Source organism: Ancylobacter sp. FA202 (assembly GCF_000380205.1).
Lineage (GTDB): Bacteria > Pseudomonadota > Alphaproteobacteria > Rhizobiales > Xanthobacteraceae > Ancylobacter.
This window is the reverse complement of sequence record NZ_KB904818.1, coordinates 2,781,842-2,808,186: the sequence shown is the minus strand read 5'-3', so window position 1 is coordinate 2,808,186 and position 26,345 is coordinate 2,781,842. Positions and strand designations below refer to the sequence as shown.

Annotated in this window: 19 protein-coding genes; 6 read left to right on the top strand and 13 right to left on the bottom strand. The window is 70.7% G+C overall.

Annotation, left to right across the window (positions count from 1 at the left end; translation table 11 throughout):
• Positions 1–48: 48 nt before the first annotated feature.
• From addA to A3M1_RS0112660, 13 genes are all read right to left on the bottom strand, one after another.
• On the bottom strand, positions 49–3,474 hold the full coding sequence (addA, locus tag A3M1_RS0112720) for a double-strand break repair helicase AddA (RefSeq protein WP_018389356.1): 3,426 nt from the start codon (positions 3,472–3,474) through the stop codon (positions 49–51).
• Positions 3,471–6,560, bottom strand: a complete 3,090-nt coding sequence (gene addB, locus A3M1_RS0112715) for a double-strand break repair protein AddB (protein ID WP_018389355.1) — start codon at positions 6,558–6,560, stop codon at positions 3,471–3,473. Before addB ends, addA begins: the two co-directional genes overlap by 4 nt.
• A gap of 38 nt (positions 6,561–6,598) precedes the next feature.
• A complete protein-coding gene (locus A3M1_RS0112710) occupies positions 6,599–7,318 on the bottom strand; it encodes a nucleotidyltransferase family protein (RefSeq protein ID WP_018389354.1) in 720 nt (239 codons plus the stop codon).
• Entirely contained in the window at positions 7,315–9,000 is a 1,686-nt protein-coding gene (locus A3M1_RS0112705) for a bifunctional tRNA (adenosine(37)-N6)-threonylcarbamoyltransferase complex ATPase subunit type 1 TsaE/phosphotransferase (RefSeq protein WP_018389353.1), read from the bottom strand. The genes A3M1_RS0112710 and A3M1_RS0112705 overlap by 4 nt, the downstream gene beginning before the upstream one ends.
• A gap of 4 nt (positions 9,001–9,004) precedes the next feature.
• On the bottom strand, positions 9,005–11,680 hold the full coding sequence (locus A3M1_RS0112700; RefSeq protein ID WP_018389352.1) for a PAS domain-containing sensor histidine kinase: 2,676 nt from the start codon (positions 11,678–11,680) through the stop codon (positions 9,005–9,007).
• A 145-nt stretch (positions 11,681–11,825) separates the two neighbouring features.
• Positions 11,826–12,806, bottom strand: coding sequence for a cysteine synthase A (gene cysK, locus A3M1_RS0112695; protein ID WP_018389351.1), 981 nt, complete (start codon positions 12,804–12,806; stop codon positions 11,826–11,828).
• Between the two features lie 132 nt (positions 12,807–12,938).
• On the bottom strand, positions 12,939–13,382 hold the full coding sequence (locus A3M1_RS0112690; protein ID WP_018389350.1) for an Rrf2 family transcriptional regulator: 444 nt from the start codon (positions 13,380–13,382) through the stop codon (positions 12,939–12,941).
• Between the two features lie 9 nt (positions 13,383–13,391).
• Positions 13,392–13,865: a dUTP diphosphatase gene (gene dut, locus A3M1_RS0112685; RefSeq protein ID WP_018389349.1), complete on the bottom strand. Its 474-nt coding sequence runs from the start codon at positions 13,863–13,865 to the stop codon at positions 13,392–13,394.
• On the bottom strand, positions 13,862–15,091 hold the full coding sequence (gene coaBC / locus A3M1_RS0112680) for a bifunctional phosphopantothenoylcysteine decarboxylase/phosphopantothenate--cysteine ligase CoaBC (RefSeq protein ID WP_018389348.1): 1,230 nt from the start codon (positions 15,089–15,091) through the stop codon (positions 13,862–13,864). Before coaBC ends, dut begins: the two co-directional genes overlap by 4 nt.
• A 129-nt stretch (positions 15,092–15,220) precedes the next feature.
• Entirely contained in the window at positions 15,221–16,768 is a 1,548-nt protein-coding gene (locus A3M1_RS0112675; RefSeq protein WP_018389347.1) for a hypothetical protein, read from the bottom strand.
• 111 nt (positions 16,769–16,879) lie between these two features.
• Positions 16,880–18,448 carry a 2-polyprenylphenol 6-hydroxylase gene (gene ubiB / locus A3M1_RS0112670; RefSeq protein ID WP_018389346.1) on the bottom strand — a complete coding sequence of 523 codons (1,569 nt, stop codon included), beginning with the start codon at positions 18,446–18,448 and terminating at the stop codon, positions 16,880–16,882.
• A gap of 4 nt (positions 18,449–18,452) precedes the next feature.
• Positions 18,453–19,247, bottom strand: a complete 795-nt coding sequence (gene ubiE / locus A3M1_RS0112665) for a bifunctional demethylmenaquinone methyltransferase/2-methoxy-6-polyprenyl-1,4-benzoquinol methylase UbiE (protein WP_018389345.1) — start codon at positions 19,245–19,247, stop codon at positions 18,453–18,455.
• A gap of 149 nt (positions 19,248–19,396) precedes the next feature.
• Positions 19,397–19,873 (bottom strand): hypothetical protein, encoded by a 477-nt coding sequence (locus tag A3M1_RS0112660; protein ID WP_018389344.1) that lies wholly within the window; start codon positions 19,871–19,873, stop codon positions 19,397–19,399.
• A 200-nt stretch (positions 19,874–20,073) separates the two neighbouring features.
• Between A3M1_RS0112660 and A3M1_RS0112655 the strand changes: the two genes are divergently transcribed.
• From A3M1_RS0112655 to A3M1_RS0112630, 6 genes are all read left to right on the top strand, one after another.
• Positions 20,074–20,592, top strand: coding sequence for a GNAT family N-acetyltransferase (locus A3M1_RS0112655; RefSeq protein WP_018964099.1), 519 nt, complete (start codon positions 20,074–20,076; stop codon positions 20,590–20,592).
• Positions 20,593–20,597: 5 nt separating this feature from the next.
• Positions 20,598–21,512 (top strand): DMT family transporter, encoded by a 915-nt coding sequence (locus A3M1_RS0112650; RefSeq protein ID WP_018389342.1) that lies wholly within the window; start codon positions 20,598–20,600, stop codon positions 21,510–21,512.
• Between the two features lie 143 nt (positions 21,513–21,655).
• The gene (locus A3M1_RS0112645; protein ID WP_018389341.1) at positions 21,656–22,882 is read left to right on the top strand and encodes an ABC transporter substrate-binding protein; all 1,227 of its coding nucleotides are present in this window, start codon (positions 21,656–21,658) and stop codon (positions 22,880–22,882) included.
• 24 nt (positions 22,883–22,906) lie between these two features.
• Positions 22,907–24,793: an ABC transporter permease gene (locus A3M1_RS0112640; RefSeq protein ID WP_018389340.1), complete on the top strand. Its 1,887-nt coding sequence runs from the start codon at positions 22,907–22,909 to the stop codon at positions 24,791–24,793.
• Positions 24,790–25,560: an ABC transporter ATP-binding protein gene (locus tag A3M1_RS0112635; RefSeq protein WP_018389339.1), complete on the top strand. Its 771-nt coding sequence runs from the start codon at positions 24,790–24,792 to the stop codon at positions 25,558–25,560. The genes A3M1_RS0112640 and A3M1_RS0112635 overlap by 4 nt, the downstream gene beginning before the upstream one ends.
• Entirely contained in the window at positions 25,557–26,297 is a 741-nt protein-coding gene (locus tag A3M1_RS0112630; RefSeq protein WP_018389338.1) for an ABC transporter ATP-binding protein, read from the top strand. Before A3M1_RS0112635 ends, A3M1_RS0112630 begins: the two co-directional genes overlap by 4 nt.
• Positions 26,298–26,345 lie beyond the last annotated feature (48 nt).

Here is a 26,345-nt window from a genome sequence, read left to right as displayed (position 1 = left end):
AGTTGAGGCTGAAAGTAGGTAGCCGCCCCCCGGTGCGTCAAGGCGGCGTCACCCCAACGTGACACTTTCCACCGCGCTCTCCAGCGCGGTGCCGTCGAGAGTGTGGACAAGCGGACCGGCGGTGTAGACCAGCAATGCCCGCACTTGCTTGCGTGGGAATAGCTTTCCCAGCAGCCGGGCGTAGAGCGCGACCTGCCGGATATGCGCCTGCGGCAGGGCAGATGCGACGGCCGGGACGTGCCGGTCGGTCTTGAAATCGGCGATCAGCACCAGCCCCTCGCCGACGCTCAGCCGGTCGATGCGGCCGGAAACCGGCGTTCCGTCCTCCAATTCGCCGGCCAGCGGCACCTCGCCAAGGCTGCCGGGCGCAAACAGGGCGGCGAGTTCGGGCAAAGCGAGCGTGCCCAGCGCCTCGGCCAGCAATTCCTCGCGCGCCGCCTCCGGCCAGTCGGAGCTTGAGGCCAGCAGCCGGCGGCCCGGCTCAGCCCGCGCCGCGCCCGGCAGCGGCGCCAGCGCCGCCATCAGCCGGTGCAGCAGGTCGCCGCGCTCCAGCGCCCGCGCCATGGGACCGGTGGGGGTAGGCGCGAAGACATCGGCGGCAGAGGGGCGCAGGCTGGCCCGCGCCAGCGGCTCGATCACCGGGCGCGCCAGAAGCCGCGCCAGCGCCCGCTCCTGCGCCTCCAGCGGCGCGGCGACGGGGGCCGGCAGCGCCACTGCGGGGGTGGCATCCGTGCCGCCGCGCCAGCGCAGCACCGTGCCGGCGAAACCGGTGGCGGGGTGCTCGGCCGCTTCCGGCTCCAGCGCCCCGCGCACGAGGTCGTACCAGCACTCGGCCGGGCGCTGGCGCGCGCCATCCGCCCCGCACAGCACCAGCGCGGTCTCGGCGCGGGTGAGCGCGACATAGAGCAGGCGGCGATACTCGTCCTGCTGGGCGTCGTCGCCGCGCTGGCGGGCCGCCGCCATGGCGGGGGTGTCGCCCTTCTTGGCCGGGGCGTGCAGCGCCACGCGGCGCCCATCGCTGAGCTCGACGCGCAGCAGCCCGGCGGAGCGGCGGGTCATCGGCCCGGAAGTGGTGTCGGCGAGCAGGACATAGGGCGCTTCCAGCCCCTTGGCACCGTGCACGGTCATCACCCGCACCTCGTCGCGCCCGGCCTCCATGTCGCGCTTGGCCTCAGCACCGCCGCGCCGCAGAAAGGCGAGGAATCCGGCGAGCGAGGGCGCCTCCAGGCTCTCATAGGACCGTGCCAGCGCCAGCATCTCGTCGAGCGCGTCCGCCGCCTCCGGCCCCAGCCGGGCGAGCATGGCGGCACGGCCGCGCTCGCGCCCGAGCACGCGGGTGTAGAAATCGAACGGCCGCAGCCGACGCGCCTCCTCGCGCAGCCGTGCAAGCCGCCCGGCGGCCGCGGCCCATTTCGGGTTCTCCCCGGCGCGGGCGGCCAGCACCTTTTCCAGCAAACCGTCGCGGCCGGGCGCCAGCGCCATCAGGTCGGTGTCGTCAAAGCCGAAGAGCGGGCTTTTCAGCACGCTGGCCAGCGCCAGTTCGTCGTCGCGCGCCAGCAGCGCGTCGCCCAGCGCCATCAGGTCCATGACGGCGATATGCTCGGCCACGACCAGCCGGTCCGCGCCCGCCACCGCGACGCGCGCCTGCTTGAGCTCGCGGATGATCGAGGTGAACAGCCCGTCGCGCCGGCGCACCAGAATCAAAAAGTCGCCCGGCCGGGCTGGGCGCGTGCCGTGCCGCCCGGTGACGGGAAAGCCCTCACTGATCCGCGCGGCGATATGGGCGGCGATCTTCTTCGCCAGCCTTCCCTTGGGGTCGTCGGCGCCGGGCGCGTCGAGCGGGCGCTGCCAGGCGTCGACATCCACCTTCTCGCTCGGCACTTCCGGCTCCCACATCTCCACCAGCGCCGGCAGGGCGGCGTGGATGGGGGCATGCACCGGCGGCTTGGCCTCGGCGGAAAGGCCGCGATAGGAGGCCTCGCGGCCGAACACCGCGTCCACCGCCTCCAATATGCCCGGCGCCGAGCGGAAGGAGTGCTGCAGCTCCACATGCACGAAGCCGGCGCCGCCCGCCGCCTCGAACTCGCGGCGCACCGTGTCGAAGCGGCGGGGATCGGCGCCCTGGAAAGAGAAAATCGACTGCTTCTCATCGCCGACCACGAACAGCGTGCGCGGCAGAGCGCTGTCCACGCCCCCGCCCTCGCGCGCGCCCATGCCGGCGAAGAACTCGGCGACCAGCGGGCGGATCACCTCCCATTGCTCCGGGCTGGTGTCCTGCGCCTCGTCCAGCAGCACATGGTCGATGCCCTGGTCGAGCTTGTAATGCACCCAGGCCGAGGCGCCCGAGGCCAGCAGCCGCCGCGCCGCGTCGACCAGATCGGCGAAGTCGAGCACGCCGCGCACCGCCTTGGCCCTGACATAGCGCCGCGCCGCCTCGCGGCCGAGGATCAGCACCGCCCGGCTGCGCTCGAAGGCGCGGGCGGCGGCGAGTTCGCGCGCCAGCGGGGCGATGCGGTCGCGCTCGGTGATCAGCTGGGGGTATTTCGCCCGCGCCGCCGCATTGCCGAACTGGCCGTCGGCATAGGGCTCGCCATCCTCCTTCAGGAACACGCCGGCATAGGCCTCGGCCACCGCCTCGTCGGGAGCCAGCGCTGCAGCGCGCAGGCCCTGCCCGCGCTTGCCGCAATTGCCGCCCTCAAGGATGAGCGCCTCCGCCAGTCCGATCCACGCCCCGCGCGGGATCAGCGCGCCCTCGATGATCGCCCGCTCGATGTCGCGGGATGCCACCGGCGCGTCGAGCCCGACGGCGCGGGCCAGATCCTCGTCGCTGGCCTCCAGCGCCGGCGCGTCGGCCACCAACTCCTTGAGCAGGTCGCTGATGCCGGTGTCGGAGGTCAGGCCGACAATCAGCGCCAGCGCCTGGCCGAGATCGCTCGCCGGCGCCCCGGCCGCCTGCAGCACCACCTCCGCCCGCACCCGGGCCAGGAGTTCCAGCCGCGCGGCTTCTTCCAGTTCGCCAAAGCCGGCCGGCACCCCGGCCTCAAAGGGGAAGGCGTGCAGCAGCGCGCCGCAAAAGGCGTGGATGGTCTGGATCTTCAGCCCGCCCGGCGTTTCCAGCGCCTGCGCGAACAGGCGCCGCGCCTGCGCCCGGCGCAGTGAATCCGGCTCGCCGCCATCGGTCTTGAGGATTTCCGCGTCGAGCGCTTCATCGTCCAGCGTGGTCCACTTGCGCAACTCGCCCAGCACCCGGTTGGCCATGTTGGCGGCGGCCGCCTTGGTATAGGTGAGGCACAAAATGCGCCCCGGCTTCACGCCGCGCATCAACAGGCGGATCACCCGGCGCGCCAGCACATGGGTCTTGCCCGAGCCGGCATTGGCCGACACCCAGGCCGAGAACATCGGGTCGGAGGCGGAGGTCTGCAGCACGGTCGCCGCCCGCAGCGCGCCGGGGGCGAGGTCGGTGATGTCGCTCATTCCTCGCCCTCCCCGCCGGTCGACCATTCCTTCGCCCGCGCCAGATGGTCATAATCGCCATAGCGCCCGCCGAACATCGGCCGGGCCAGCGAGGCATAGCCGCGCGAGGGGTTCTCGAAGGCGGCGATCAGCGTCTGCAGCCGCGCCAGCGTGTCGGTGGCGAGGCCGGCGGCGGTTGTGTCCTTGTCCACCGCGCTCACCTCCTTCACCTCCGCCGTGCCGAGCCTGACATAGACCAGCGCGGCGGCCTCCTCGCCCGGCACATCGGGGAAGCACCCCTGCGCCGCCATCGCCGCCTCCAGCGGCAGCTGCGGGGAATAATGCACCGCCGTCTGCTTGGCGGTCGGCACCGCGCCGGTCTTGAAGTCGAGAATGGCGAGGCCACCCTCGGCGAGTTGCTCGATCCGGTCGGCGCGTCCGGTCAGAGTGAAGCGCCCGTCGGCGAGCGGCAGCCTGCCATATTGCTCGGCCAGCACGCGGCGGGTGCGCTCCCGGCGGGTGCGCTCCCAGCCGATCACCCGCGGCACCAGCCGGGCAAAGCGCGCCCACCACAGCGCGTGCTCGGCGGGAAACTGCTGCAGCGGCGCGAAGGCGGCGCGCCCATAGTCCAGCAGCACCGTCTCGGCGTTCGCCGGCAGCCCCTCGGGAAAGGCCTGCGCGAAGGTGCCGAGCGCGTCATGGATGGCGCTGCCGCGCTCCCCCGCGCCCGGCGCCTCGTCGAGCCCATCCAGCGGGGAAAGGCGCAGCACATGGCGGGCATAGATGGTGTAGGGGTCGCGCAGCCAGGTCTCGATCTCGGTGACGCTGAGCTGCTTGGGGCGCAGCGCCACGGGCGGCGCCGGTTCCGGCCGGGTGATACGGGCGGCCGGTGGTTCTTCCTCGATGAAGCCGGCGAGGCGGCGCAGGCGGTCGCCGCGCCCTATCGCCGCTTTCCAGCGTGCTTCCCCGCTCACCGCCGCGAGGCGCTGGAGAAAGCGCGAGGGCACGGTCGGCGCCCCGCCGAGCTTGCGCGGATAGGACAGCACCAGCTCCGGCGCGCCGCAGCCCTGCGCGAAATCATGGGCGGAGAGGCCGATCCGCCGCTCCGGCGCCTCCAGCCCCAGCGCCGCGCGCATCGGTCGGCTGAGCCAGGGGTCGGCGCGCACCGCGTTCGGCCAAGTCTGCTCGACGAGGCCCGCCAGCACCACGAGGTCGACGCCGACAAGCCGCGCTTCCAAGGGACCCAGAATGCGCAGCCGCGCGCCGGGCAGCAGCGGCGGGCGCACCGGCTGGCTGGAGAGCAGCAGCACCAGTGCGGCGGCATAATCCGCCAGCGTCATATCAGGCGCGTGCGCGGCGCCCTCCACCAGCGCCTCGAACGCATGGGCCAGCTCGGCCAGTGCCGTCGCCTCGGCGGGAGAGTCGATCTCCGGCCCTCCGGCTTCCGGCCCGCTCCACGCCGCCGCGATGGCCGCACGGTGCGCCTCCAGCAGGGTGGCGAAAGGGTGCTCGCCCTCCCCCAGCGCCAGCAGCGGGGCGAGGCCGTCCGCGATCTGCCGCGCCAGCGCGTCGGCCAGCGCCCGCCGCTCCTCGCCGATCGACGCGCGCGGATCGCGCGGGTGAAAATCGCGCGGGTTGAAAATCGCCGCCGCCTCGGTCAGCCCCTGCGCCCCCGCCGCCGGGCGAGGGCCGCGCAGCACCATCATCTCAAGCGCGTCGGCGCCGGCGTCGAGCGTGGCGCGGGCGAGCCCGAAGCGGGCGAGCGGGTGGCGCAGTAGGGCGGAGAGCGGCAGCGGCGCCAGCGCGTCGCGGCAGGCATCCGCCACCAGCCGGGCGAAGCGGCCGGGGCCGCTCTCCGACAAAGGCTCGCCGGCGGAATCGTCGATGGCGACCTCGAAGCGCAGCAGCTCGGCCGTCACCCGCCGGGCGAGGTCGCGGTCGGGGGTGATCAGCGCGCCGGTACGGCCCGGCATCTCCAGCACCTCGCGCAAAGCGAGCGCGATGGCGAGCGCCTCCTCGCGCGCATCCTCGGCCTCGATCACGCTCACATCGGCCAGCGCCGCGTCGATGGCGGCGGGGCTCAGCCGGTCGGAAAGGGTGGCCCATTGCTCGGTGGAGGCGACCGGGCGCAACGCCTCGGAGAGCAGCCTTTCGCGCCCATGCGCGGCCGGCGGCGCCAGTTCGCGCACGGCGTCGCGGGGCACGCGCATATGGCGCTGGAGCAGCAGCGCGAGGCCGTATTGCGGGTGGCTCGGCGCGCTCGCCGCCTCGTCCGTCAGCGCCTCCCAAGAGCGCGCGTCGAGGGTGAAATCGAGGCCGGGCAAGACGACCGCGCCGCGCGGCAGATGGGCGATGGTGGCGAGCAGCCGGGCGGTGGCCGGCATCGAGCCGGTCGAGCCGGCGGCGATGACCGGCCCGCCCTCGGGCAGGCTCGCCAGCCGCTCGGATTCGGCGGCGATCAGCTGGTCGCGGCGCACGCTGGCATCGACGCAGCCCTCCGCCTCCAGGAAGGCGGGCCAGAAGTCGCGGGCGATCTTGAGGAAGTCGAGCGCCATGTCCCAGTAGCGGTCGTGCTCGCCCGGCACCAGCGCGTCCAGCCGCTCCCACGGCACTTCCTGCGCCGCCATCTCGTCGATCAGCCGCGCCAGCTCGTCGGCCAGCGCGAATTCCGCCCCCGGCCCAGCGGCAACCGCGACACGTCCGTCCTGCCCCGCCAGCGCCCGGCGCCAGGCGCGGATGAGACTGGCCAGCGCCAGCCGGCGGGTGGTCGGCGGCACCTGGCGCGGCGGGTCGGTGTAGCTCTCGGCGAAGGCCAGCGCGTCCTCGTCGACATCGCCGACCGGCACGATGCGCGGCAGCAGCGTCACCCCCGCCCCCATGCGCTGGCGCAGCGCCTCGGCCAGCAGGCGCCCGGCGCGGCGGGTCGGCAAAAACACGGTGGCGGTGGCCAGAAGCAGCGGATCGCCGCGCGGCGCGAAGCCCGGAACGAGGTCGCCATCGAGCAGCGCATCCGCCAGTACAGCAACGAAGGGAGCGGAGGGCGGAATGGAGAACAGCTGGGGGCCACGGCGCTGCGCGTCAGGCGACAGCTGCGCGTCAGAGGTCATGCGCGCGCTCCACGGGGCATCGGGGGGCGGGCACGGCGTCAGTCCTTCGAGCGCGCAATGGCCTCTTCGGCCTCGGCGATGGCCTCCGGCGTGCCGACATGCATCCACACCCCTTCCATGCGCTGGCCATAAAGCCGGCCGGCCTCGGCGGCGCGGCGGAACAGTCGGCTCAGCGAGAAGGCGCCCTCCGGCACGTCGCGGAAGATACCGGGGGAAACCACCGCCGCGCCAGCATAGACGAAAGGCACGGTAAGGCGTTCCGGCCGGGGAGTGAGGCGGCCCTCGCCGTCCATCAGGAAATCGCCGCGCCCTTCATAGCCGATGGAGATCACGGCCGGCGCCAGCAGCAGGCAGATGTCCATCAGCGCGGGGTCGAAGCGGGCGGCGAGCGTCGGCAGGTTCGGGCGGATGCCCTCGATCCAGATCGTGTCGGCATTGACGACGAAGAACGGGTCGGACCCGAGCAGCGGCAGCGCCCGGGCGATGCCGCCGCCAGTCTCCAGCAGGGCGTCGCGCTCGTCGGAGAGCACGATGCGCGGCCGGGTGCGGGAGGCCAGATGGCGCTCCAGCAGGTCGGCATGGGCGTGCAGGTTGACCACGGCGGTCGTGACGCCGGCCGCGTCCAGCCGGTCGAGCGCGACGTCGATCAGCGTTCGTCCATTAACTTCGACCATCGGCTTGGGCAGGCGATCGGTGATCGGGCGCATGCGCGTGCCGAGGCCGGCGGCGAGCACCATGGCAGTGGTGATGGCGGTCATGAACGGCCGGGCTCGTTCGACGTGGGAGACGCGGGGGACGGCGCGGACGGCGCCGAAGAGGGGGCGGCCGGCGCTTTGGCCGCGACGGGAAACACCGCCGGCCGCACGCCGGGCGGCAGCCGCGAGGTGCCCGGCGCCGGCACATGGTCCTTGTACCAGCTCGCCAGCCCGCCGAGTTCGGGGAAGGACAGGCAGCGCTGGAGATAGCCCCAGATGCGCGGTAGGTGGGCGAGATAGACCGGCTTGCGGTCGCGCTGGTTCAGCCGGGCGAAGATGCCGAGGATCTTGGTGGCGCGCTGGGCGCCCATCACCGCATAGGAGGCGGCGAAGCCCTTGGTGTCGAAGGAGGCATCGCCCGCCCGGCGCGCCTTCACATAGCGGGTGAGCAAGGCGAGCTCGAGCGCTTCGGGCACGTCCACCCGCGCATCCTGCGCCAGCGAGACGAGGTCATAGGCGGCCGGGCCCATTACCGCGTCCTGGAAGTCCAGAAGGCCGACCCGTGCCAGCCCGGCGCGCTCGGGCAGCCACATCAGGTTCGGCGAATGATAGTCGCGCAGCACCCACACCGGCTTCTGCGCCAGCGAGGGCGCCAGCGCCGCCGCCCAGAGCTGGCGGAAGGAGCGGTGGGCGTCCGGCGACACCCGTGTGCCGGCATGGGGCAGGTACCAGTCGAGCAGCAGTTCAACCTCGATCATCATCGCGTCGAGATCATAGGGCGGCAGGCGGTGGTCGAGGCCAGTGGTGACGGAGACCGTCGACGGCAGGTCCTGCCCGTGCAGCGCCGCCAGCACGTCGACCGCGAGTTCGTAGCGCTCCGCCACCGGCGCCGGCGGCGTGCCTTCCAGCACGCCCTCGCGGCCGAGATCCTCGATCACAAGCAGGCCGGCATCGAGATCGCCGCCATAGATCGCCGGCGCCGAGAAGCCGCGCGCCCGCAGCGCCCGCGCCATGGCTACAAAGGGCTTCACGTCCTCGGCGAGATGGGCGATGGCGCTATAGGGCTTGCCGCCGCGCACTGGCGGGCCGTCGGCGCGGCGCGGCGAATTCATCAGTACGGCGTTGCGCTTGGCGCCGATCAGCCGCTCATAGCTGCGGGCGGAAGCGTCGCCCTGCAGGAAACGGCGCTGCGCCGGGCCGAAGCCCACCTGGTCGATCAGCGCCCGGATCGCCTTCATGCGGTAGAGCCCGCCCGCCATCCGTCCATAGCCGAACAGGCGCACCCGGCGCATCTTCTCGGCGCCCTCGGCGGGAAGGGTGATGTGCACTTCCATCCGGTCCGGCTGCAGCACGGCGCCCTCGGCGCGCTCGGCCCATTCCACCAGCGTCACCGCCCCGTCGGTCTGTTCGGTCCAGCCCAGCTCATCCAGCTCGGACGGATCGCCGAGGCGGTAGAGATCGGCATGCACCACGCGGTGGCGCGGCAGGTCGTAGGTCTGCATCAGGGTGAAGGTGGGGCTCGGCACTTCGAGGTTCGAATCGCCAGCGAGTTCGCGGATGATCGCCCGCGCCAGCGTGGTCTTGCCAGCGCCGAGATCGCCGCCGAGCGTCACCAGGTCGCCCGGCCGCAGCAGGGCGGCGAGGTCCATGGCGAGCCGCCCGGTGGCGGTCTCGTCCGGCAGCACGACGTCCCAGTGCGCCACCGGCGAGGTGGGAACGGAACCCGTGTTGCGGCTGTCGATCATCGCTCTACTCCGCCGCGTCCCGGCCGGCGTCCGCCGCGCGGGGGAAGGTGCAGGTGACGAGCGTACCCCCGCCCGGCGCCGCGCTCAGGCTCACTGTACCGCCATGCAGCGCCACCAGCGAGCGCACGATGGAGAGGCCGAGCCCGACGCCGCGATGGCGCGAGCCGGCGGTGTGGCTCTCGAAGCGGTCGAACACCCGCGCGCCGATTTCCGGCGGGATGCCCGGCCCGGTGTCGCGCACGCGGAACACCACCTTGTCGTCCCGCCGCTCGGCCGCGAGCGTGATGGTGGAGCCCTCGGGCGCGAAGCCGACGGCATTGGAAAGCAGGTTGTACAGCACCTGCCGCACCCGCTTGCCGTCCGCACGGAAGGTGCCGGCGGCCGGCGGCAGTTCGATGGAGAGGCGAATGCCGCCCTCGGCGAGGCGGTCGCGCACCCCTTCCGCCGCCGCCTCCATCGCCGCGCGCAGATCGACCTCGCCCAATTCCAGCGTCATCGCGCCGGCGTCGATGGTGGCGAGGTCGAGAATGTCGTTGATGATCGCCAGCAGCGCCGCGCTACTCTCGGTGATGTGGTTCACATAGGCGCGCTGCTTGGGGTTGAGCGGACCGATGCCGGTGTCGTCCAGCAGCTGGGCGAAGCCGATGATCGTCGTCAGCGGCGAGCGCAGCTCATAGGAGACATGGCCGACAAAAGTGCTCTTGAGGTGGTCGGCGGCGACCAGCGCCTCGTTGCGCTCCACCAGCGCGCGCTCGACCTGCACGCTGTCGGTGATGTCGCGCAGCGTCACCAGCGTGCCGCCATCCGGCAGCGGCTGGGTGGAACCGTCGAGAATGATGCCGTCGCTGCGCTCCATGCGGAACTCGGTCGGCACCCTCGCCTCGATGCCGGTGACGGCGGCACGCAGCCTTGGCCACACTGTGCCGTCGGCGGTCAGCCGACGGCAGGCCTCGGCCACCGCGTCGATATGGGGATGGGCGCCAAGCGCGGCCTTGTCGAGCTTCCACAGCTGCCGGAAAGCGGAATTGGAGAGGCCGAGCCGCCCGTCGCTGCCGAACACCGCCACCGCCTCGGCCAGCGCGTCCAGCGTCTCGCTCTGGATGCGGGTGAGCGAGTTGAAGCGGCTTTCCAGCGCCAGGCGCTCGGTCACCTCGTCGAACAGATAGGTGACGCCGCCCTCGGGGTTCGGGGCGGTAACGACGCGCAGCGTGCGCCCGCCCGGCAAATGCCACCAGTGCTCGCGCGGCTCGATGGCGCGGTAGGCGCCATGCAGATCCTCGCGCCAGACGCGGAAATCCGCCTGTTCCGGCAGGCGCCGCGCCGCCCGCAGCCGGTCGAGCACCGCGCCGTCGGTCGGCCGGTCGTCGAGAAAGGCGGCGTCGAGCTCGAACAGGCTGGCATAGGCGGCATTGTGGAACACCAGCCGCTGGTCGGCGCCGAAGATCGCCACGGCGGTGGCCAGCTGGTCGAGCGTGCGGCGATGGGCGCCGACGACATGGGCGAGCTCGGCCCGCACCGTCTCGGCCTCGGTGGCGTCGAGCGCGATGCCGGCGGCGCCGCCGCCAACAGGCACTTCCAGCACGTCGCGCACCTGCCGCGTGCCGGCGATCACGACCGGCAGGCGCGCCTTGAAGGGCTGGCTGTCCGCGTGCAGCGCCTGCGCCCGGGTCCGGGTCTGCCGGTCGAGCAGCGACAGGTCGCGCTGGGTCGCGTCATGGCCGTCGCGCGCTTCCACCGCATGGGCGTAGGCGGCATTGCTCCAGCGCAGCTTTCCGTCCTCGCCCCCGACCCAGACCGGGGCGGGCAGCGCCTCCAGCAGCGCGCGCAGCGCCGAGGTCTCGTCGTCAAGCGCGCGATAGGCGGCCTCAAGCCGCGCCTGGTCGAGCCGCACGCCGGTAATGTCGCGCAGCCGCAGCACCACGGCCGAGCCGACGGGCCGCCCCTCCGCCTCGACGAAGCGGCCATCCTGCGTCGCCAGCGTGGCGGTGAGTGGCGCGCCGCGGGCCCGCAGCCGATCCACCGCCGCCTCGATCTCGCCCGCCGAGGCCGGGCTGAGCCAGACGCCAAAGGCGAGGATGCGCGCGGGGGCGGCGACGCCGGTGAAGGCGGGGGTGTTACCGATGATCTCCGGCTCCGCAGCGGGATCGCGCCAGACCACGACGATCTGCGGCTCGGCCATCAAGAGGGCCCGCGCCTCGTCGATCTGCGCTTCCAGCCGGGCGATCTCGCCAAACGCCTCCGCCTCGCGGCGCAGCGACTGCCGGCGGTAGCGCAAATGCACGATGGCGGTGGTGGCGGCGAAGACGATGAGGCCGACGACGAGGGCTAGCCCGATCAGCGCGCTCGGGTCCTGCACCGCCAACACGGCGAACAGCCCGTCGGCGGCGGGCTGCCCGGCGGGCTGGGCCTGTGCGGCAGACTGGGCTTGGACGGGAAGGTTGTGGACGGCAAGGCCGAAGCTGGCCACACCCGCGACCTTGGCCGGCGGGGCGGCAAGAACGCGCGCCATCTGGCGGGCAAGGCGCCTCAGCAGACGCGCGGCGCGGCGTCGCCACTGGCGCGGGGCCAGGCGGTCAACAAAGCGGCCGACAAAGCTGGGAACCGGGCGTGAACCACCGGCGGCGCGCGCGTTGGCGCGCCAGCCGTCTTCTGTCCCGCCCTTGCCGGCCGGATGCGCCATCCGCGCCCGCCTCCCCTTGCCGACTGCCGCCCTCCGGCAGGCGCCCCGCCCATGGCGAGGCACCGAATCAACGCGACTTTATCGAAGCCGGAGTCGCACTAGAAGGGCCGGGGCCGCGCTACACAGGCCAAGGATCAAAGTCCGGTCAGAGTCCCTCGAACAGGGCGGTAGAAAGATAGCGCTCGGCGAAGGAGGGGATGATGACCACGATGGTCTTGCCCTCGTTCTCCGGCCGCGCGCCGACCTCCAGCGCCGCCGCGATGGCCGCACCCGAGGAGATGCCGACGGGAATGCCTTCCAGCCGGGCGATGGCGCGGGCGGTCTCGAAGGCGGTCTGGTTGCCCACCGTCACCACCTCATCGATCACCGAACGGTCGAGCACGTCGGGCACGAAGCCGGCGCCGATGCCCTGGATCTTATGCGGGCCGGGCTGGCCACCGGACAGCACCGGGCTGTCCTCAGGCTCGACCGCGACCATGCGCAGGCCGGGCTTGCGCGGCTTCAGCACCTGGCCGAGGCCGGTAATGGTGCCGCCGGTGCCGACGCCGGAGATGACGATGTCGACCCCGCCCTCAGTGTCGTTCCAGATTTCCTCCGCCGTGGTGCTGCGGTGGATGGCGGGGTTGGCGGGGTTGCGGAACTGCTGGGGAATGATGGCGTCGGGAAGCTCCTTCACCAGCTCTTCCGCCCGCGCCACCGCGCCGCGCATGCCCTGCGCCGCCGGGGTCAGCACCAGCTCGGCGCCGAGCAGCGCCAGCATCTTGCGGCGCTCCACCGACATTGATTCCGGCATGACGAGGATCAGGCGATAGCCCCGCGCGGCGGCGACGAAGGCCAGCGCGATGCCGGTATTGCCCGAGGTGGGCTCGACCAGCACGGTGCCGGCCTTGATGACGCCCGCCTCCTCCAGCGCCTCGATCATCGAGACGCCGATGCGGTCCTTGACCGAGCCGATCGGGTTGAAGAACTCAAGCTTGGCAAGGATGCGCGCCTTCACGCCGCGCTCGGCCGGCAGCCGGTTCAGCTGCACCAGCGGCGTGTTGCCGATGGTTTCGGTGATCGAGGAATAGACGCGCCCGCGCCCCGGCTTGGCGGTGGCGGCGGTTTTGGGAGCGGTGTCGGCCATGGGTGCCTCCAGCAAGCGGGCCGGCAAACTGGCGCGGCCCGTCAGTAGCGAATTGTTCTTCAACGAACGGTTTTCGCTGGCAGGGCTAACATATTCACGACTCAAAGTCGAGAAAACAAATTATCTACAAAATCAAATGGTGAAATCGATGCCCTCGGGCATGCCCTTGCGCAGCGTGTTTTGCGCGGCGGCGCGGCAGAGGTCTTCCACCGTCACCGCGTCCAGCGCCGCCTCGAAGGCACGCTCCGCCTCGGCCACCGCCGGCTGCACGATATCGCGGACGATGGGGGGGAAGGCATCCAGCGCCTCCTCGCTCTCGGCCTCGACCACGCGCACCACTTCCGCCACCGTGATCCGCCGCCGCTCGCGCGCCAGCTCATAGCCGCCGCGCGGGCCGCGCACGCCCTTCAGCACCCCGGCGTGAACGAGGGCCTGCAGCACCGGCTCGAGATGGCGGGGCGGCAATTCGTGCCGCGCGGCGAGCGCCTTGGCCGCCACCGGCATGCCGCGGGCGTGCAGCGCGACGTCGACGACGGCGGCGATGGCGAGGAGGCTTTTATCGGAGAGGCGCGGCATGGCTCTTGGCTAGCGCGATATTTGCCGGCCGTCGAGCCCCGTGGAGCCAAATCCACCTTCTCCCCGCGTTGTTTCCTCCAAATTCCCGACCTCAACCAGATGAATGTGCGTCACCGGCGCCACCACCATCTGGGCGATGCGCTGGCCGCGCTCCAGCACCACCGGTTCAGGGCCGAGATTGACCAGGATCACCTTCACCTCGCCGCGATAGTCGGAATCGACCGTGCCCGGCGCATTCAGCACCGTCAGCCCCTGCTTGAGCGCGAGGCCGGAGCGCGGGCGCACCTGCGCCTCGAACCCTTCCGGCAGCGCCAGCGCCAGCCCGGTCGGCACAGCCGCGCGGGCGAGCGGGGCGAGCGTCAGCGTCTCGCCCTCCGCCAGCGCCGCCATCAGATCGAGCCCGGCCGAGCCCTGTGTGGCATAGGCGGGAAGCGGCAGGCCCTCGCCATGTGGCAGCACGCGGACAGCAACCTCGATACTCATGATTCACTCTCCCTCTCGCCCAGCGCGGCGGCAATGCGGGCGATCAGCCGCGCGGCGACCTCCGCCTTCGAGGCGCGTGGCCAGGCCTCGCTGCCCTCGGCGGTGATCAGATGCACTTCGTTGGTGTCGCCGCCCATCACCCCGCCGGGAATGCCGCTATGGGCGGAGACATCATTGGCGACGATCCAGTCGCAGCCCTTGCGGGCGCGCTTGGCCTGCGCATAGGCCACCACATTCTGCGTCTCCGCCGCGAAGCCGATGACGAGGCGCGGCCGGCCGCTGGTGCGGTGCGCGATGGTGGCGAGGATGTCGGGGTTCTCGGTCAGCGCCAGCGGCGGCAGCGCGCCACCATCCTTCTTCATCTTCTCCGGCGCCTCGCTCGCGGCGCGCCAGTCGGCCACCGCAGCGGCGAAGATGGCGACATCGGCCGGCAACGCGGTCTCCACCGCCGCCAGCATGTCGCGCGCGCTTTCCACCGGGCGCAGCGTGACGCCGGGCGGCGCGGGCAGGTTCACCGGCCCGCTCACCAGCGTCACCCGCGCCCCGGCCCGCGCGGCGGCGGCGGCGATGGCGTGGCCCTGCTTGCCGGAGGAACGGTTGGCGATATAGCGCACCGGGTCGATCGGCTCATGCGTCGGGCCTGACGTGACAAGCACATGCCGCCCGCTCAGCGGCCCGCCGGCCGCCAGCATCGCCTCGACAGTGGCGACGATCTCCAGCGGCTCGGCCATGCGCCCTGCCCCGTCCTCGCCGCGCTCGGCCATGGCGCCGGCATTGGGCCCGACAAAACGGACCCCGTCGGCGGCCAGCTGCGCCGCGTTGCGGCGGGTGGCGACATTCGCCCACATGGCCGGGTTCATCGCCGGAGCGAGAAGCACGGGCCGCGTGTTCGCCAGCAGCACGGCGGAAGCGAGGTCGTCGGCGAGGCCATGCGCCATCTTCGCCATAAGATCGGCGGTGGCGGGCGCCACAATGAGAAGGTCCGCCTCGCGCGACAGGCGGATATGGCCGATATCCTGCTCCGCCTCGCGGTCGAACAGCTCGGTGAAGACGCGGTCATGGCTCAGCGCCCCGGCCGCCAGCGGGGTGATGAAATGCTGCGCGGCTGATGTCATCACCACCCGCACCGACGCGCCGCGCTCTTTCAGCCGGCGGATCAGGTCGAGGCTCTTATAGGCGGCGATGCCGCCGCCGATGATGAGCAGAAGGCGCTTGTCCTCAAGCATGGCGTTCCCCGGGCCCGGATCGGGACATTCCGGCGTTCATACAGCCAAACGCCGATTCGGCCGAAGGGCAACCGCGAACATGCTGAACGCCCGCCGCCGGCAGGAGGACACCGGCGGCGGGCGCGCATCTTAGCGCGCGAACTGAAAACGTGTCGGTGTGGGCGTGGCGAGGCTCGGCAGGAAGCTGAAATCGGACGGCGTCGTGTTATCCACCAGCGTCGCCGCGCGGTGGCAGCCGATGCAGGAACCGACGCCGCCGGAGGCGGTGGGCTGGGTGTTGTTCTGGATGTAGGTTTCCAGCGTCGCGTTGGAGAGCAGGCCCGGCACGGCGTCGCTGGGATAGGGCGCGAGGTAGGTTTCCAGGCCGGCGCCCCATTGGGTGCCGACGAGCTGGTAATTGGCCAGCGGCGAGCCGGCGAGCGCCTTTTGCCATTGCTGGTTGAGCGCCACCGTCAGACTGTAAATCTGCCAGCAGCGCACCACCTGCGGGCCGGAATAAAGCGTGCGCGCGCCCACGCTCACCGGCTGGACATAGCCCTTGGCGTAGGGCTGGGCCGGGTTCCAGACGAAGTTGGGCAGGGTGGACAAGGGCGTGGGAGGAACGTTGGTCGTGGCGCTGGTGGACGGGACGAAATAGGACGCCGCTGCGGCGCTCGGCGCCGCGCCGCAGGAGGGCTGGTTGAGGTTCGCGCACCCGACCGGAGCGGTCGGGTCACAAGCCGCCGGTGCCAGCGGGGCGTTATCGACATGCTCGAAGGTGGACCAGATCCATTCGGGCAGCAGATTTTTGTTCGTTGCATAGTCGGGATTGCGTTGCACGATATGCATGCCGACCATGCCCACCGTCACCGTGGCGCAGATCGGCTGGGTATTGCTCACAAGGTCCGGCGCCACCGCCAGCAGCACGTTCTGGGTGATGTAGCGGCTCGCATCGTCAGTCGCCCCCAGGACACGCCAGGCGATCTTCAGCTCCATGGAGCCGCGCGCGCCCTGCGGGTCGGTGGAAGAGGCGGTGAAAGCGACGCTGTTGCCGGCCGCGACGAAGTTCGTCTGCCCCGCGACGGTGAGTAGCGTGTTGAGCAGGTTGCCGTCCGGCGCCGCGAGATAGGCGATCTCGGTGACGTTGAGCCGCCGCTCATAGAGCGTCCAATTGCCGTTGATGTCGATCAGCGGCACATCGGTGGAGGCTTGATAATAGTCGTCATTCTTCTGGGAAGGGTTGCCCTTGCCGTCGCTGCCGATGGAAATGACCGGCAGGCCCGACGGATTGGCGCAGGAGGCCTGCACCGGCGAATTGCCGAACACGCGGTTCACCTTCGCCCATGTCTGCCACACGCGGACGCCGGCGGCGCTGAGGCCGGTGGCGGCAGGGGCGGATTCAGTGCCGGCGATCCAGTTGAGCCCGACGAAGCTCTGCCACGACATGTTGTCGAACGGTGTCTGCGAATCGCCGGCGCTGCTCGTGGGCAATTGCCCGATGATGCCGCTGTAGCCGACCTTGTTGCCGAGCGATGGGTCCGGCCCGATATAGGCCGGGATGATCGCGCAGGGCGCGCTGGTGCCATTGGCGCAGAACTGCGCCGCCGGCACATAGGGCGACTGGCTGTAGGCGTATTGCGCGGCGGCGGTGGTGAGGCCTACCGCTCCGGCGAGGCACAGCATGGTGAGGGCACGCATGGTCCTTCTCCCCGCAAAGGTTGCAGGGAGTAGCATTACACCATTGTAACCCAGTTCGCAGCCTAAAGTTGCACAGGTCCGATTACGCAATCCGGCCTGAGGCGATCGGCTTCAGAACAGCATCTGTATCAGGATCAGCCCGGCGATCGCCCACAGAGCCAGCGTCATCCAGCGATTGCCCCGCCCCTCGGCGCGGCCGATGGCGTCGGTGGTGGCGGGCGAGAGGGTCAGGCCGTCGCGGGTGGCGGCGTCGAGCTGGGCGGCGATGCGCTGGCCATGGGCGATGAGTTCCGGCAGGGTCTGCAGCGAGCGACCCACCGCCCCGATGCCGGTCGCCACCTCCTCGATCCGCCCGGCCGGGCCGAGATTGCGCTCGATCCAGGCGCGTACCACAGGCTCGGCGGTCTTCCACATGTCGAGCTGCGGGTCGAGATTGCGGGCGACGCCCTCCACCACCACCATGGTCTTCTGCAGCAGCAGCAGTTCGGGCCTTGTCTGCATGTCGAACAGCGCCGTCACCTCGAACAGCAGGGTCAACAGCTTGGCCATGGAAATCTGGTCGGCGCGTCGTGAATAGATCGGCTCGCCAATGGCACGGATCGCCTGGGCGAAATCCTCCACGGAGTGGTGCGGGGGGACATAGCCGGCCTCGAAATGCACCTGCGCCGTGCGCAGCCAGTCGCGGGTGATGAAGCCGAACAGGATTTCGGCGAGGAAGCGCCGCTCCTTGTGCCCGAGCCGGCCCATAATGCCGCAATCCACCGCCACCAGCTTGCCGTCGGGATCGATGAACAGATTGCCGGGATGCATGTCGGCGTGGAAGAAGCCGTCGCGCAGCGCGTGGCGCAGGAAGGACTGCATCACGATGCGCCCGAGCTGCGGCAGGTCGTGCCCGGCGGCGCGCAGCGCCTCCAGATTGTTCAGCTTGATGCCGTCCACCCATTCGGTGGTCAGCACCTCGCGCCCGGTGCGGTCCCAGTCCACCGCCGGCACGCGGAAATCGGGATCCTCGGCGGTGTTCTGCGCCAGTTCGGACATGGCGGCCGCTTCCAGCCGCAGGTCCATCTCCATCGACACCGAGCGGGCGAGCGTGTCCACCACCGCCACCAGCCGCAGCCGCTTGCCCTCCGGCGAGGAGCTCTCGCCGAGCCGGGCGGCGCGGTAGAAGGAGGAGAGGTCGATGCGGAAGCGCCGCTGCACGTCCGGGCGCAGCACCTTCACCGCCACGCGGCGCGCCGTGCCGTCGGCCTCGATCACCTCGGCCTGATGCACCTGCGCGATCGAGGCGGCGGCCAGCGGCAGGTCGAGCCTGGCATAGACCGCGCTCACCGGCCGGTCGAACGTGCGGGCGATGGTCGCCTCCGCCACCTCCTGCGGAAAGGGCGGCATGCGGTCCTGCAGCAGTTCCAGGTCGCGCGCCAGCTGCGGGCCGACCACATCCGGCCGCGTGGCGAGGAACTGGCCGAGCTTCACATAGGACGGGCCGAGCCGGGACAGCGCGGCGCCGAGCCGGGCGGCGCTGGAGGCCGGGCCGCGCCGCTCGATCAGCCCGGCGAGCGCAAACAGCGGCTCGGAGCCGGGCGGGCGCACGCCGGGGTCGATGCGCGAGGCGACGCCCTCGCGCGCCATCACGAAGCCGGCACGGGCGAGGCGTAGATAATCACCGAGGGGAGTGGCCACGGCGCTAGATCCGCACGCCGGAATGCAGCGCGACGATGCCGCCGGTGAGCGGCTGCCATGCCACGCGCTTGAACCCCGCCTCGCGCATCAGCTCGGCGAACGCTTCCGGCGGGGGAAATTTGCGGATCGATTCGACGAGGTACTGGTAGGACTCGGCGTCGCCCGTCACCAGCTTGCCCATGCCGGGAATCAGCTTGAACGAATAGGTGTCGTAAATGGCATCGAGCCCCGGGACGTCGACGCGGGAGAATTCCAGCACGAAGCAGCGCCCGCCGGGCTTCAGCACGCGGCGCATCTCGGCAAGCGCCTTGTCCATGCGCGGCACGTTGCGAATGCCGAAGGCGACGGTGGCGGCATCAAAACTCTTGTCGGCGAAGGGCAGTTCTTCGGCATTGGCCTCGACGAATTCAACCCGTTCGGCAAGGCCGAGCCCCTGCGCCCGCTCGCGCCCGACGCCGAGCATGCCGCCATTAATGTCGGCCACGACCGCGCGCGTGCCCGGCCCGCCGGCTTCCACCGTGCGGAAGGACACGTCGCCGGTGCCGCCGGCCACATCCAGCAGACGGAAGCTTCGGTCGCTCTTCGGCGGGCGCAGGCGCGAGACCAGAAGGTCCTTCCACACCCGGTGCAGGCCCATCGACATCAGGTCGTTCATCAGGTCGTAGCGGCGCGCCACCGAGTGGAACACCTCGTCGACCATGCGCTGCTTCTCGCCGAGCGGCACGGTGCGGAAGCCGAAATGGGTGTCGGCGCTGGCGGCGTCGCCAAATGTGTCCCCGACCTGTGTGTCCACAGCCATTTGCTCGCGGCTCCCGCGTTCGATCCGAATTCGGGCCGGACCATAGCGGAGAGCCCGCGCGCCTCCAAGCCGCCGGCCGGGCCCCTCAAACAACCCAGCCCTGCGCGCGGCACTCCCCGCGCGCGTCCCGGCGAATCAGTCCCGCCCTCTCACGGGCAGCGGACATAGACCATGGTGCCGTAGCGGCCGGCGACTTCCGGATCCATCCATTTGAGCACCAGCACCTGGCCGTCGAAGCGCAGCACTTCGCGGTCCGAGCGCGCGCCCGGCGGCTCGTCCGGCAGGCCGATATAGATCGGGCCGTTGCCGACCTGCTTCGACACCACTTCGGAGGGCTGGGCGTCGTCGGCCAGATACATCATGAAGCCGCCGGAAGGGCCGGCATTGATGATGTAGGGCTGGCGGCAGCCCTGGCGGGCCTGCGCCTCGGTGCGGGCGGCGTCCTCCGGCCGGTGATAGGCGGCAAGGCCCCATTTGCCCATCACCTGCTGCGCCGAGATCGGCGAGGTAAACTGGGGCCGCGGCGGCTCGACCGGCCGGGGCGGCGGCGGGGAGGCGCAGCCGGCGAGCAATGCGGCGAGGGTGGCGACAAAGGCCAGGCGGGCAACACAGCGAGACACGTTCATAGAGCACTCCGGAACGGAAGGCTGGCGGGCGGACAGTCACGGATCAAGCGCGGGCCTGCCATTTCAGATCCATGTATCGGGCATAATGAATGGTCTTTACGCCAGATGACCAGCCGAACATAGTCCGCCCGCGCCCCGCCGTCGAACTCTCCCAGCCTTCCCGGCGAGAAAATGGACCGCGCCGGGCCGGAGTGAACGACGTGACCGATTTCCTGATCCGGCCGGCGACCGATGCGGATGGCGATGCCATCGCCGCGCTGATCGCCGCCGCCTTTGCCGAATATGAGGGCTGCGTGTTCGACCGCGCCGCCGAATTCCCCGAGCTGGACGCCATCGCCAGCCATTTCAACGCGCGCGGCGGCACAATCTGGGTCGCCGAGGATGAGGGCGGCGTCATCGGCTCGATGGCGCTGGCCCCCACGAGCGACCCCGACGCCCCGCCGGGCGGGCTGGAGATCTTCAAGGTCTATGTGGCGCGCGCGGCCCGCCGGCGCGGCATCGCCCGCGCGCTGTTCGCCACCGCGCTTGAGGCGGCCCACACGGCCGGCGCGCCGGAAATCCGGCTGTGGACGGACACACGCTTTACCGACGCGCACCGCTTCTATGAGCGCTGCGGCTTCAGCCGGCAGGGTCCGGCGCGCGAATGCCACGACCTTTCCGCCACCTGGGACTATTCCTACCGCCTGCCCCTCGCGGCGGCCGGAACGCGCGAAGGCTGATCCCCATGTGGCAGGCAACCCTTCGACGCGCCGTTCTCAACGGCCCCGCGCTGGTGACCATCGCCGCCATCGGCATTCTGTCGATCATGGACGGCATCATCAAATATGTGGCGGCCACCCACGGCACCGGGCAGATCGCGATGCTGCGCTATGCCGTCGGCGCACTGGCGGCGGGCGCGGTATTCGCCGCCTGCCGCACGCCGCTGCCCGGCCCGTCCATGCTGCGTCCGCATCTCTGGCGCTCGGTGCTGGTGTCGATCACCGCCCTCACCTTCTTCTATTCGCTCTCCGTGCTGCAGCTGGCGGTGGCGCTGGCGCTGTCCTTCACCTCGCCTTTGTTCATCGCCCTGTTCGCCGCGCTGTTCCTCGGCGAGCGGCCCGGCAAGTCCATCCTGCTCGCGCTCGGCCTCGGCTTTGCCGGCGTGCTGGTGGTGCTGTGGAACGAGCTGGACATCGGCGCCGGCGGCAGCCTCGCCAACGGGCCGGGCATCGCCGCCGCTTTGGTCGCGGCCGTCACCTATGCGCTGGCCATGGTGACGCTGAAGAGCCGGGCGGCGCGCGACCCGATTCCCACCATCGTGCTGCTGCAGAACGCCTTCGCCTGCGTGCTGGTGACGCCGCTCGGCGCCTGGCAGTGGACGCCGGTGACCTCGGGGGAGATGGGGCTGTTCGTGCTCATCGGCGTGCTCGGCACGGCGGGGCATCTGTGCATGGCCTGGGCCTATGGGCGGGCGGATGCCAGCCGGCTCGGCGTGTTCGAATACACCGCCTTCCTTTGGGCGCTGGTGATCGGGCTGGTGGCGTTCAGCGAGATTCCCTCCCCCAGCACGCTCGCCGGCGCCGGGCTCATCGCCGGCGGCGCGCTGATCGCCACCCGGCGCAGCCGGCTGCGCGAGGCGGAGGTCGAGGTCGGCCCCTGACCGGTCATCCCCGGCGCGGGGCTGGACCCCGCGCCGCAAGACGATAGGTTAGGCCGCCAAACGCCCCTCGACGCCCCCAACGTCGACGCCCGCCCTTGATGCCCCTTCGACGCTGCCCTCGTCGATCCACCCGGAGTTCTGCGATGCGCCCGACCCAGCGCCTGCGCGCGGCCCTGTTCAGCGCCGCGACCCTCGCCGCCGCGCTCATCTCGCCGGCCCTCTCCCCGGCGACGGCCGCCGAGCCGATCCGCATCGGCGAACTCAACAGCTACAAGGCGCAGGCGGCCTTCCTCGATCCCTATCGCAAGGGCATGGAGCTGGCGCTGAAGGAGATCAACGCCGCGGGTGGGGTGATCGGGCGCCCGCTCGAACTCGTCTCGCGCGACGATGGCGGCAATCCGGGCGATGCGGTGCGCGTCGCCACCGAATTGCTGACGCGTGACAAGGTGGACCTCCTCACCGGCACCTTCCTCTCCCATGTCGGGCTGGCGGTGGCCGATCTCGCCAAGCGGCGAAAAGTGTTTTTCCTCGCCGCCGAGCCGCTGACCGACAAGCTGACCTGGGCCGACGGCAACCGCTACACTTTCCGCCTGCGCCCCTCCACCTATATGCAAGTGGCCATGCTGATGCCGGAGGCGGTGAAGGCCAACCGCAAGCGCTGGGCGATTGTCTATCCCAATTACGAGTACGGCCAGTCGGCCGCCGAGACCTTCAAGCGGCTGCTCAAGGCGGCGCAGCCGGATGTCGAATTCGTCGCCGAGCAGGCCACCCCGCTCGGCAAGATCGATGCCGGCCCGGTGGCGCAGGCCATCGCCGACGCCAAGCCCGATGCCGTGTTCAACGTGCTGTTCGCCGCCGACCTCGCCCGCTTCGTGCGCGAGGCCAATACCCGCCGGGCGCTGGAAGGCACCTTCGTCGTCAGCCTCCTCTCGGGCGAGCCGGAATATCTCGACCCGCTGAAGGAGGAGGCGCCGATTGGCTGGGTTGTCACCGGCTATCCCTGGTATGCGATCACGATCCCCGCGCACCAGAAATTCCTTGATGCCTACCGCGCCGCCTATGACGACTATCCGCGCCTTGGCTCCATCGTCGGCTACGCCACCATAAAGTCCCTCGCCGCCGGCATCGCCAAGGCCGGCAGCACCGACACGGAGAAGCTGGTCGACGCCTTCGAGGGGCTGGAGGTGGACGGGCCGTTCGGCCCCTTCGTCTACCGCGCCAGCGACCACCAGGCGACGATGGGGGCCTTTGTCGGCACGCTGGCGGTGAAGCACGGGCGCGGCATCATGCTTGACCCCGTCTATGTCGACGGCGCCAGCGTCCTGCCCTCAGACGCCGACGTATTGAAGCTGCGACCGGCGGCGAACTGAGCCGGCGGCAGGCGGGAAGACGCGATGTCGTTTGAGTCGCTGCTGTTCCAGGCGGTCAACGGCTTCGCCTCGGCCTCCGGCCTGTTCCTCGTCGCGGCGGGACTGTCGATCATCTTCGGCGTCACCCGCATCGTGAACATGGCGCATGGCTCCTTCTACATGCTGGGGCTCTACCTCGCCGTGACGCTGGCGCCGCTGCTGGGCGCGACCTTCGGCGGCGCGCTGGGATTCTGGGGCGGCATTCTCGGGGCCGCGCTGGTGACGGCGGCGCTCGGCGCGCTGGTGGAGGTGGTGCTGCTGCGGCGCATCTATGCCGCGCCCGAACTCTACCAGCTGCTCGCCACCTTCGCCCTGCTGCTCATCGTCAACGACGCCACCCTCTATCTCTGGGGGCCCGAGGACATTCTCGGGCCGCAGGCGCCGGGGCTGTCGGGGGCGGTGGAGTTCCTGGGCCGCCGGCTGCCGGAATACGACATCTTCCTCGCTCTGATCGGCCCTCTCGTGCTTCTCGGGCTGCATCTCCTGCTGAAACGCACCCGTTTCGGCCGTCTGATCCGGGCGGCGACGCAGGACCGCGAAATGGTCGCGGCGCTGGGCATCAATGAGGCGCTGCTGTTCACCGCCGTCTTCGCGCTGGGCACCGGCATCGCCGGCTTCGGCGGCGCGCTGCAGATGGCGCGCGAACCCGCCAACCTCGCCCTGGACCTCTCCGTGCTGGGCGACGCCTTCGTCGTGGTTGTGGTCGGCGGCATGGGCTCGATCCGCGGCGCCTATGTCGCCGCCCTGCTGGTGGCGGAGGTGAAGGCGCTGTGCACCGCACTGGGTCTGGTGGAGGTCGGCGGCTTCACCTTCAACATGTCGCGGCTGACCCTGGTGGCGGAGTTCCTCGTCATGGCGGTGGTGCTGGTGGTGCGCCCGCATGGCCTGTTCGGCCGGCCGCAGCCGGCGCAGGCCCGGCGCGGGGAAGCCGAGGCGCCGCTGGTGCCGCTCGGCCGGACGGGCCGTCTCATCGTGCTGGCGGCGCTGGTGTTTTTCGCTGGCATTCCCCTGCTCGGCGCCGTCGCCAGCTACGCCCCGGTGCTGGCGCTCGACATGGTGATCGCCGCGCTGTTCGCCGCCTCGCTGCATCTGCTCATGGGCCCCGGCGGCCTCGCCTCCTTCGGCCACGCCGCCTATTTCGGCCTCGGCGCCTATGGCACCGCCTATGCCGCCACCGTGCTCGGCCTGCCGACGCCGCTGGCTTTCGCCGTCGGCATGGCAACGGCAGCGGCCGGCGCCGTGCTGTTCGGCTGGTTCTGCGTGCGGCTGGAAGGCGTGTATTTCGCCATGCTGACCCTGGCCTTCGCGCAGATCGTGTGGTCGATCGCCCATCAATGGGAAGAGGTCACGGGCGGCTCGAACGGGCTGTTCGGCGTCTGGCCCGACCCGCCCTTCGACAGCGCCAACGGGCTCTATCTCGCCGCGCTGGGCGTGACCGTGTTGGGTCTCGTTCTCATCCGGCGGCTGGTCTTCGCGCCCTTCGGCCTCGCTCTGCGGGCGGCGCGGGACTCACGCCTGCGGGCGGAAGCCTCTGGCATTGCAGTGGAAAAGGTGCGCTGGCTCGCCTTTGCCATTGCCGGCACGCTGTGCGGCGCGGCGGGCGGGCTGTTCGCCTTCGCCAAGGGCTCGATCTCGCCGGAAGCGATCTCGGTCGGACGCTCGATAGACGGGCTGGTGATGGTGCTGCTCGGCGGCGTGCACTCGCTGATGGGGCCGCTCCTCGGCGCCGGCGGCCTCACCTTGCTGCAGGACATGGTGATGCGCGAGAGCCCCTATTGGCGCGGTCTGCTCGGCCTGATCATCCTCCTCATCGTCCTCCTGTTCCCCTCCGGATTGGCCGCCGGATTGCCTCGCAAACGGGGGGCGCCATGAGCGTGCCCGTGCTGGAAATCTCAGCGCTGACAAAGCATTATGGCGGCGTGCACGCGCTGGACGGCGTGAGCTTCTCCATCGCCCGCGGCGAATTGCTGGCGCTGATCGGACCCAACGGTGCCGGCAAGTCGACCTGCTTCAACATTATCAACGGCCAGCTGCGGCCGGATTCGGGATGGGTGCGCCTCGCCGGACGCGATATTACCGGCCTCGCGCCGCGCCGCATCGCCCGACTAGGCGTGGGCCGGACCTTCCAGATCGCCACCGTCTTCGCCTCGATGACCGCGCTGGAAAATGTGCAGATGGCGCTGATCGCCGCGCGCGGGCAGGTCTTCGGGCTCTGGTCGCCAGCGCGCCGCATGGGACGCGAGGACGCGCTCGCGCTTCTGGAACAGACCGGCATGGCGGCACTGGCCGAACGACCGGCCGCCACCCTCGCCTATGGCGATGTGAAGCGGCTCGAACTCGCCATGGCGCTGGCCGGCGACCCCGCCCTGCTGCTGATGGACGAACCCACCGCCGGCATGTCGAGTGGTGAGCGGCAGGCGATGATCGCGCTGGTGCGCCAGCTCACCCGCGCGCGCGGCCTCGCCGTGCTGTTCACCGAGCATGCGATGGACGTGGTTTTCGGCCATGCCGACCGGGTGGTGGTGCTGGCGCGCGGCCGTCTCATCGCGAATGGCAGCGTCGAGGCGGTGCAGGGCGACCCGGCGGTGCGCCAGGCCTATCTCGGCGGCGCTCCCTCCTCCTTGAGCGAGGCACCATGAGTGCGCGTCTTCCCCTGCTTGAGATCGATGGCCTCGACGCCTGGTATGGCGAGGCGCAGATACTGTTCGGTCTTTCGCTTCAGGTCGCGACGGGCGAAGCGGTGGCGCTGGTCGGGCGCAACGGCGCCGGCAAATCCACCACGATGAAGGCGATCATGGGCCTTGTGCGCCGACGGGCCAACAGACTGGCCTTTGACGGCAGCGATCTCGCGGCGCTTCCTACCCATGCCATCGCCCGTCTCGGTATCGGCTATGTGCCGGAAGATCGCCGGATCTTCGCCGAGCTCACCGTGCGGGAAAATCTCGATCTCGGCCGCCGCCCGCGCCCACCCGGCGCAACCCTGCCGGACTGGTCGATGGACGCAGTTTTCGATCTCTTCCCCCAGCTTGCCGACATGCGCGCGCGCCTCGGCGGACAGATGTCCGGCGGCGAGCAGCAAATGCTGGCGGTGGCCCGTGTGCTTGTCGGCAATCCGGCGCTTCTGCTGCTCGACGAGCCCTCGGAAGGAGTGGCGCCGATTGTCGTGGAGCACATGACCCGTGCGCTCTTGCGGCTGAAGGCGGGCGGCCTTTCCCTGCTCATCTCCGAGCAAAGTTCGGATCTATGCGCGGCGATCTGCGACCGGGCCTATCACATCGAGCAAGGGGAACTGCGCGGGCACGGTCCGATGAGCGCACGGGCGCCAGATATTCCACCAAATGCACAGGCGGCACCACCGACCACATCCCCCCTCTGACAATTTGCATTTGCGAGCCGGCTGGGTTGTGCTCTCATAGCTTGCGGT

Bases quoted from the DNA above. Each gene is read 5' to 3' on its own strand.
- addA (WP_018389356.1), bottom strand. From the start codon at position 3,474: ATGAGCGACATCACCGACCTCGCCCCCGGCGCGCTGCGGGCGGCGACC.
- addB (WP_018389355.1), bottom strand. From the start codon at position 6,560: ATGACCTCTGACGCGCAGCTGTCGCCTGACGCGCAGCGCCGTGGCCCC.
- A3M1_RS0112710 (WP_018389354.1), bottom strand. From the start codon at position 7,318: ATGACCGCCATCACCACTGCCATGGTGCTCGCCGCCGGCCTCGGCACG.
- A3M1_RS0112705 (WP_018389353.1), bottom strand. From the start codon at position 9,000: ATGATCGACAGCCGCAACACGGGTTCCGTTCCCACCTCGCCGGTGGCG.
- A3M1_RS0112700 (WP_018389352.1), bottom strand. From the start codon at position 11,680: ATGGCGCATCCGGCCGGCAAGGGCGGGACAGAAGACGGCTGGCGCGCC.
- cysK (WP_018389351.1), bottom strand. From the start codon at position 12,806: ATGGCCGACACCGCTCCCAAAACCGCCGCCACCGCCAAGCCGGGGCGC.
- A3M1_RS0112690 (WP_018389350.1), bottom strand. From the start codon at position 13,382: ATGCCGCGCCTCTCCGATAAAAGCCTCCTCGCCATCGCCGCCGTCGTC.
- dut (WP_018389349.1), bottom strand. From the start codon at position 13,865: ATGAGTATCGAGGTTGCTGTCCGCGTGCTGCCACATGGCGAGGGCCTG.
- coaBC (WP_018389348.1), bottom strand. From the start codon at position 15,091: ATGCTTGAGGACAAGCGCCTTCTGCTCATCATCGGCGGCGGCATCGCC.
- A3M1_RS0112675 (WP_018389347.1), bottom strand. From the start codon at position 16,768: ATGCGTGCCCTCACCATGCTGTGCCTCGCCGGAGCGGTAGGCCTCACC.
- ubiE (WP_018389345.1), bottom strand. From the start codon at position 19,247: ATGGCTGTGGACACACAGGTCGGGGACACATTTGGCGACGCCGCCAGC.
- A3M1_RS0112660 (WP_018389344.1), bottom strand. From the start codon at position 19,873: ATGAACGTGTCTCGCTGTGTTGCCCGCCTGGCCTTTGTCGCCACCCTC.
- A3M1_RS0112650 (WP_018389342.1), top strand. From the start codon at position 20,598: ATGTGGCAGGCAACCCTTCGACGCGCCGTTCTCAACGGCCCCGCGCTG.
- A3M1_RS0112645 (WP_018389341.1), top strand. From the start codon at position 21,656: ATGCGCCCGACCCAGCGCCTGCGCGCGGCCCTGTTCAGCGCCGCGACC.
- A3M1_RS0112640 (WP_018389340.1), top strand. From the start codon at position 22,907: ATGTCGTTTGAGTCGCTGCTGTTCCAGGCGGTCAACGGCTTCGCCTCG.
- A3M1_RS0112635 (WP_018389339.1), top strand. From the start codon at position 24,790: ATGAGCGTGCCCGTGCTGGAAATCTCAGCGCTGACAAAGCATTATGGC.
- A3M1_RS0112630 (WP_018389338.1), top strand. From the start codon at position 25,557: ATGAGTGCGCGTCTTCCCCTGCTTGAGATCGATGGCCTCGACGCCTGG.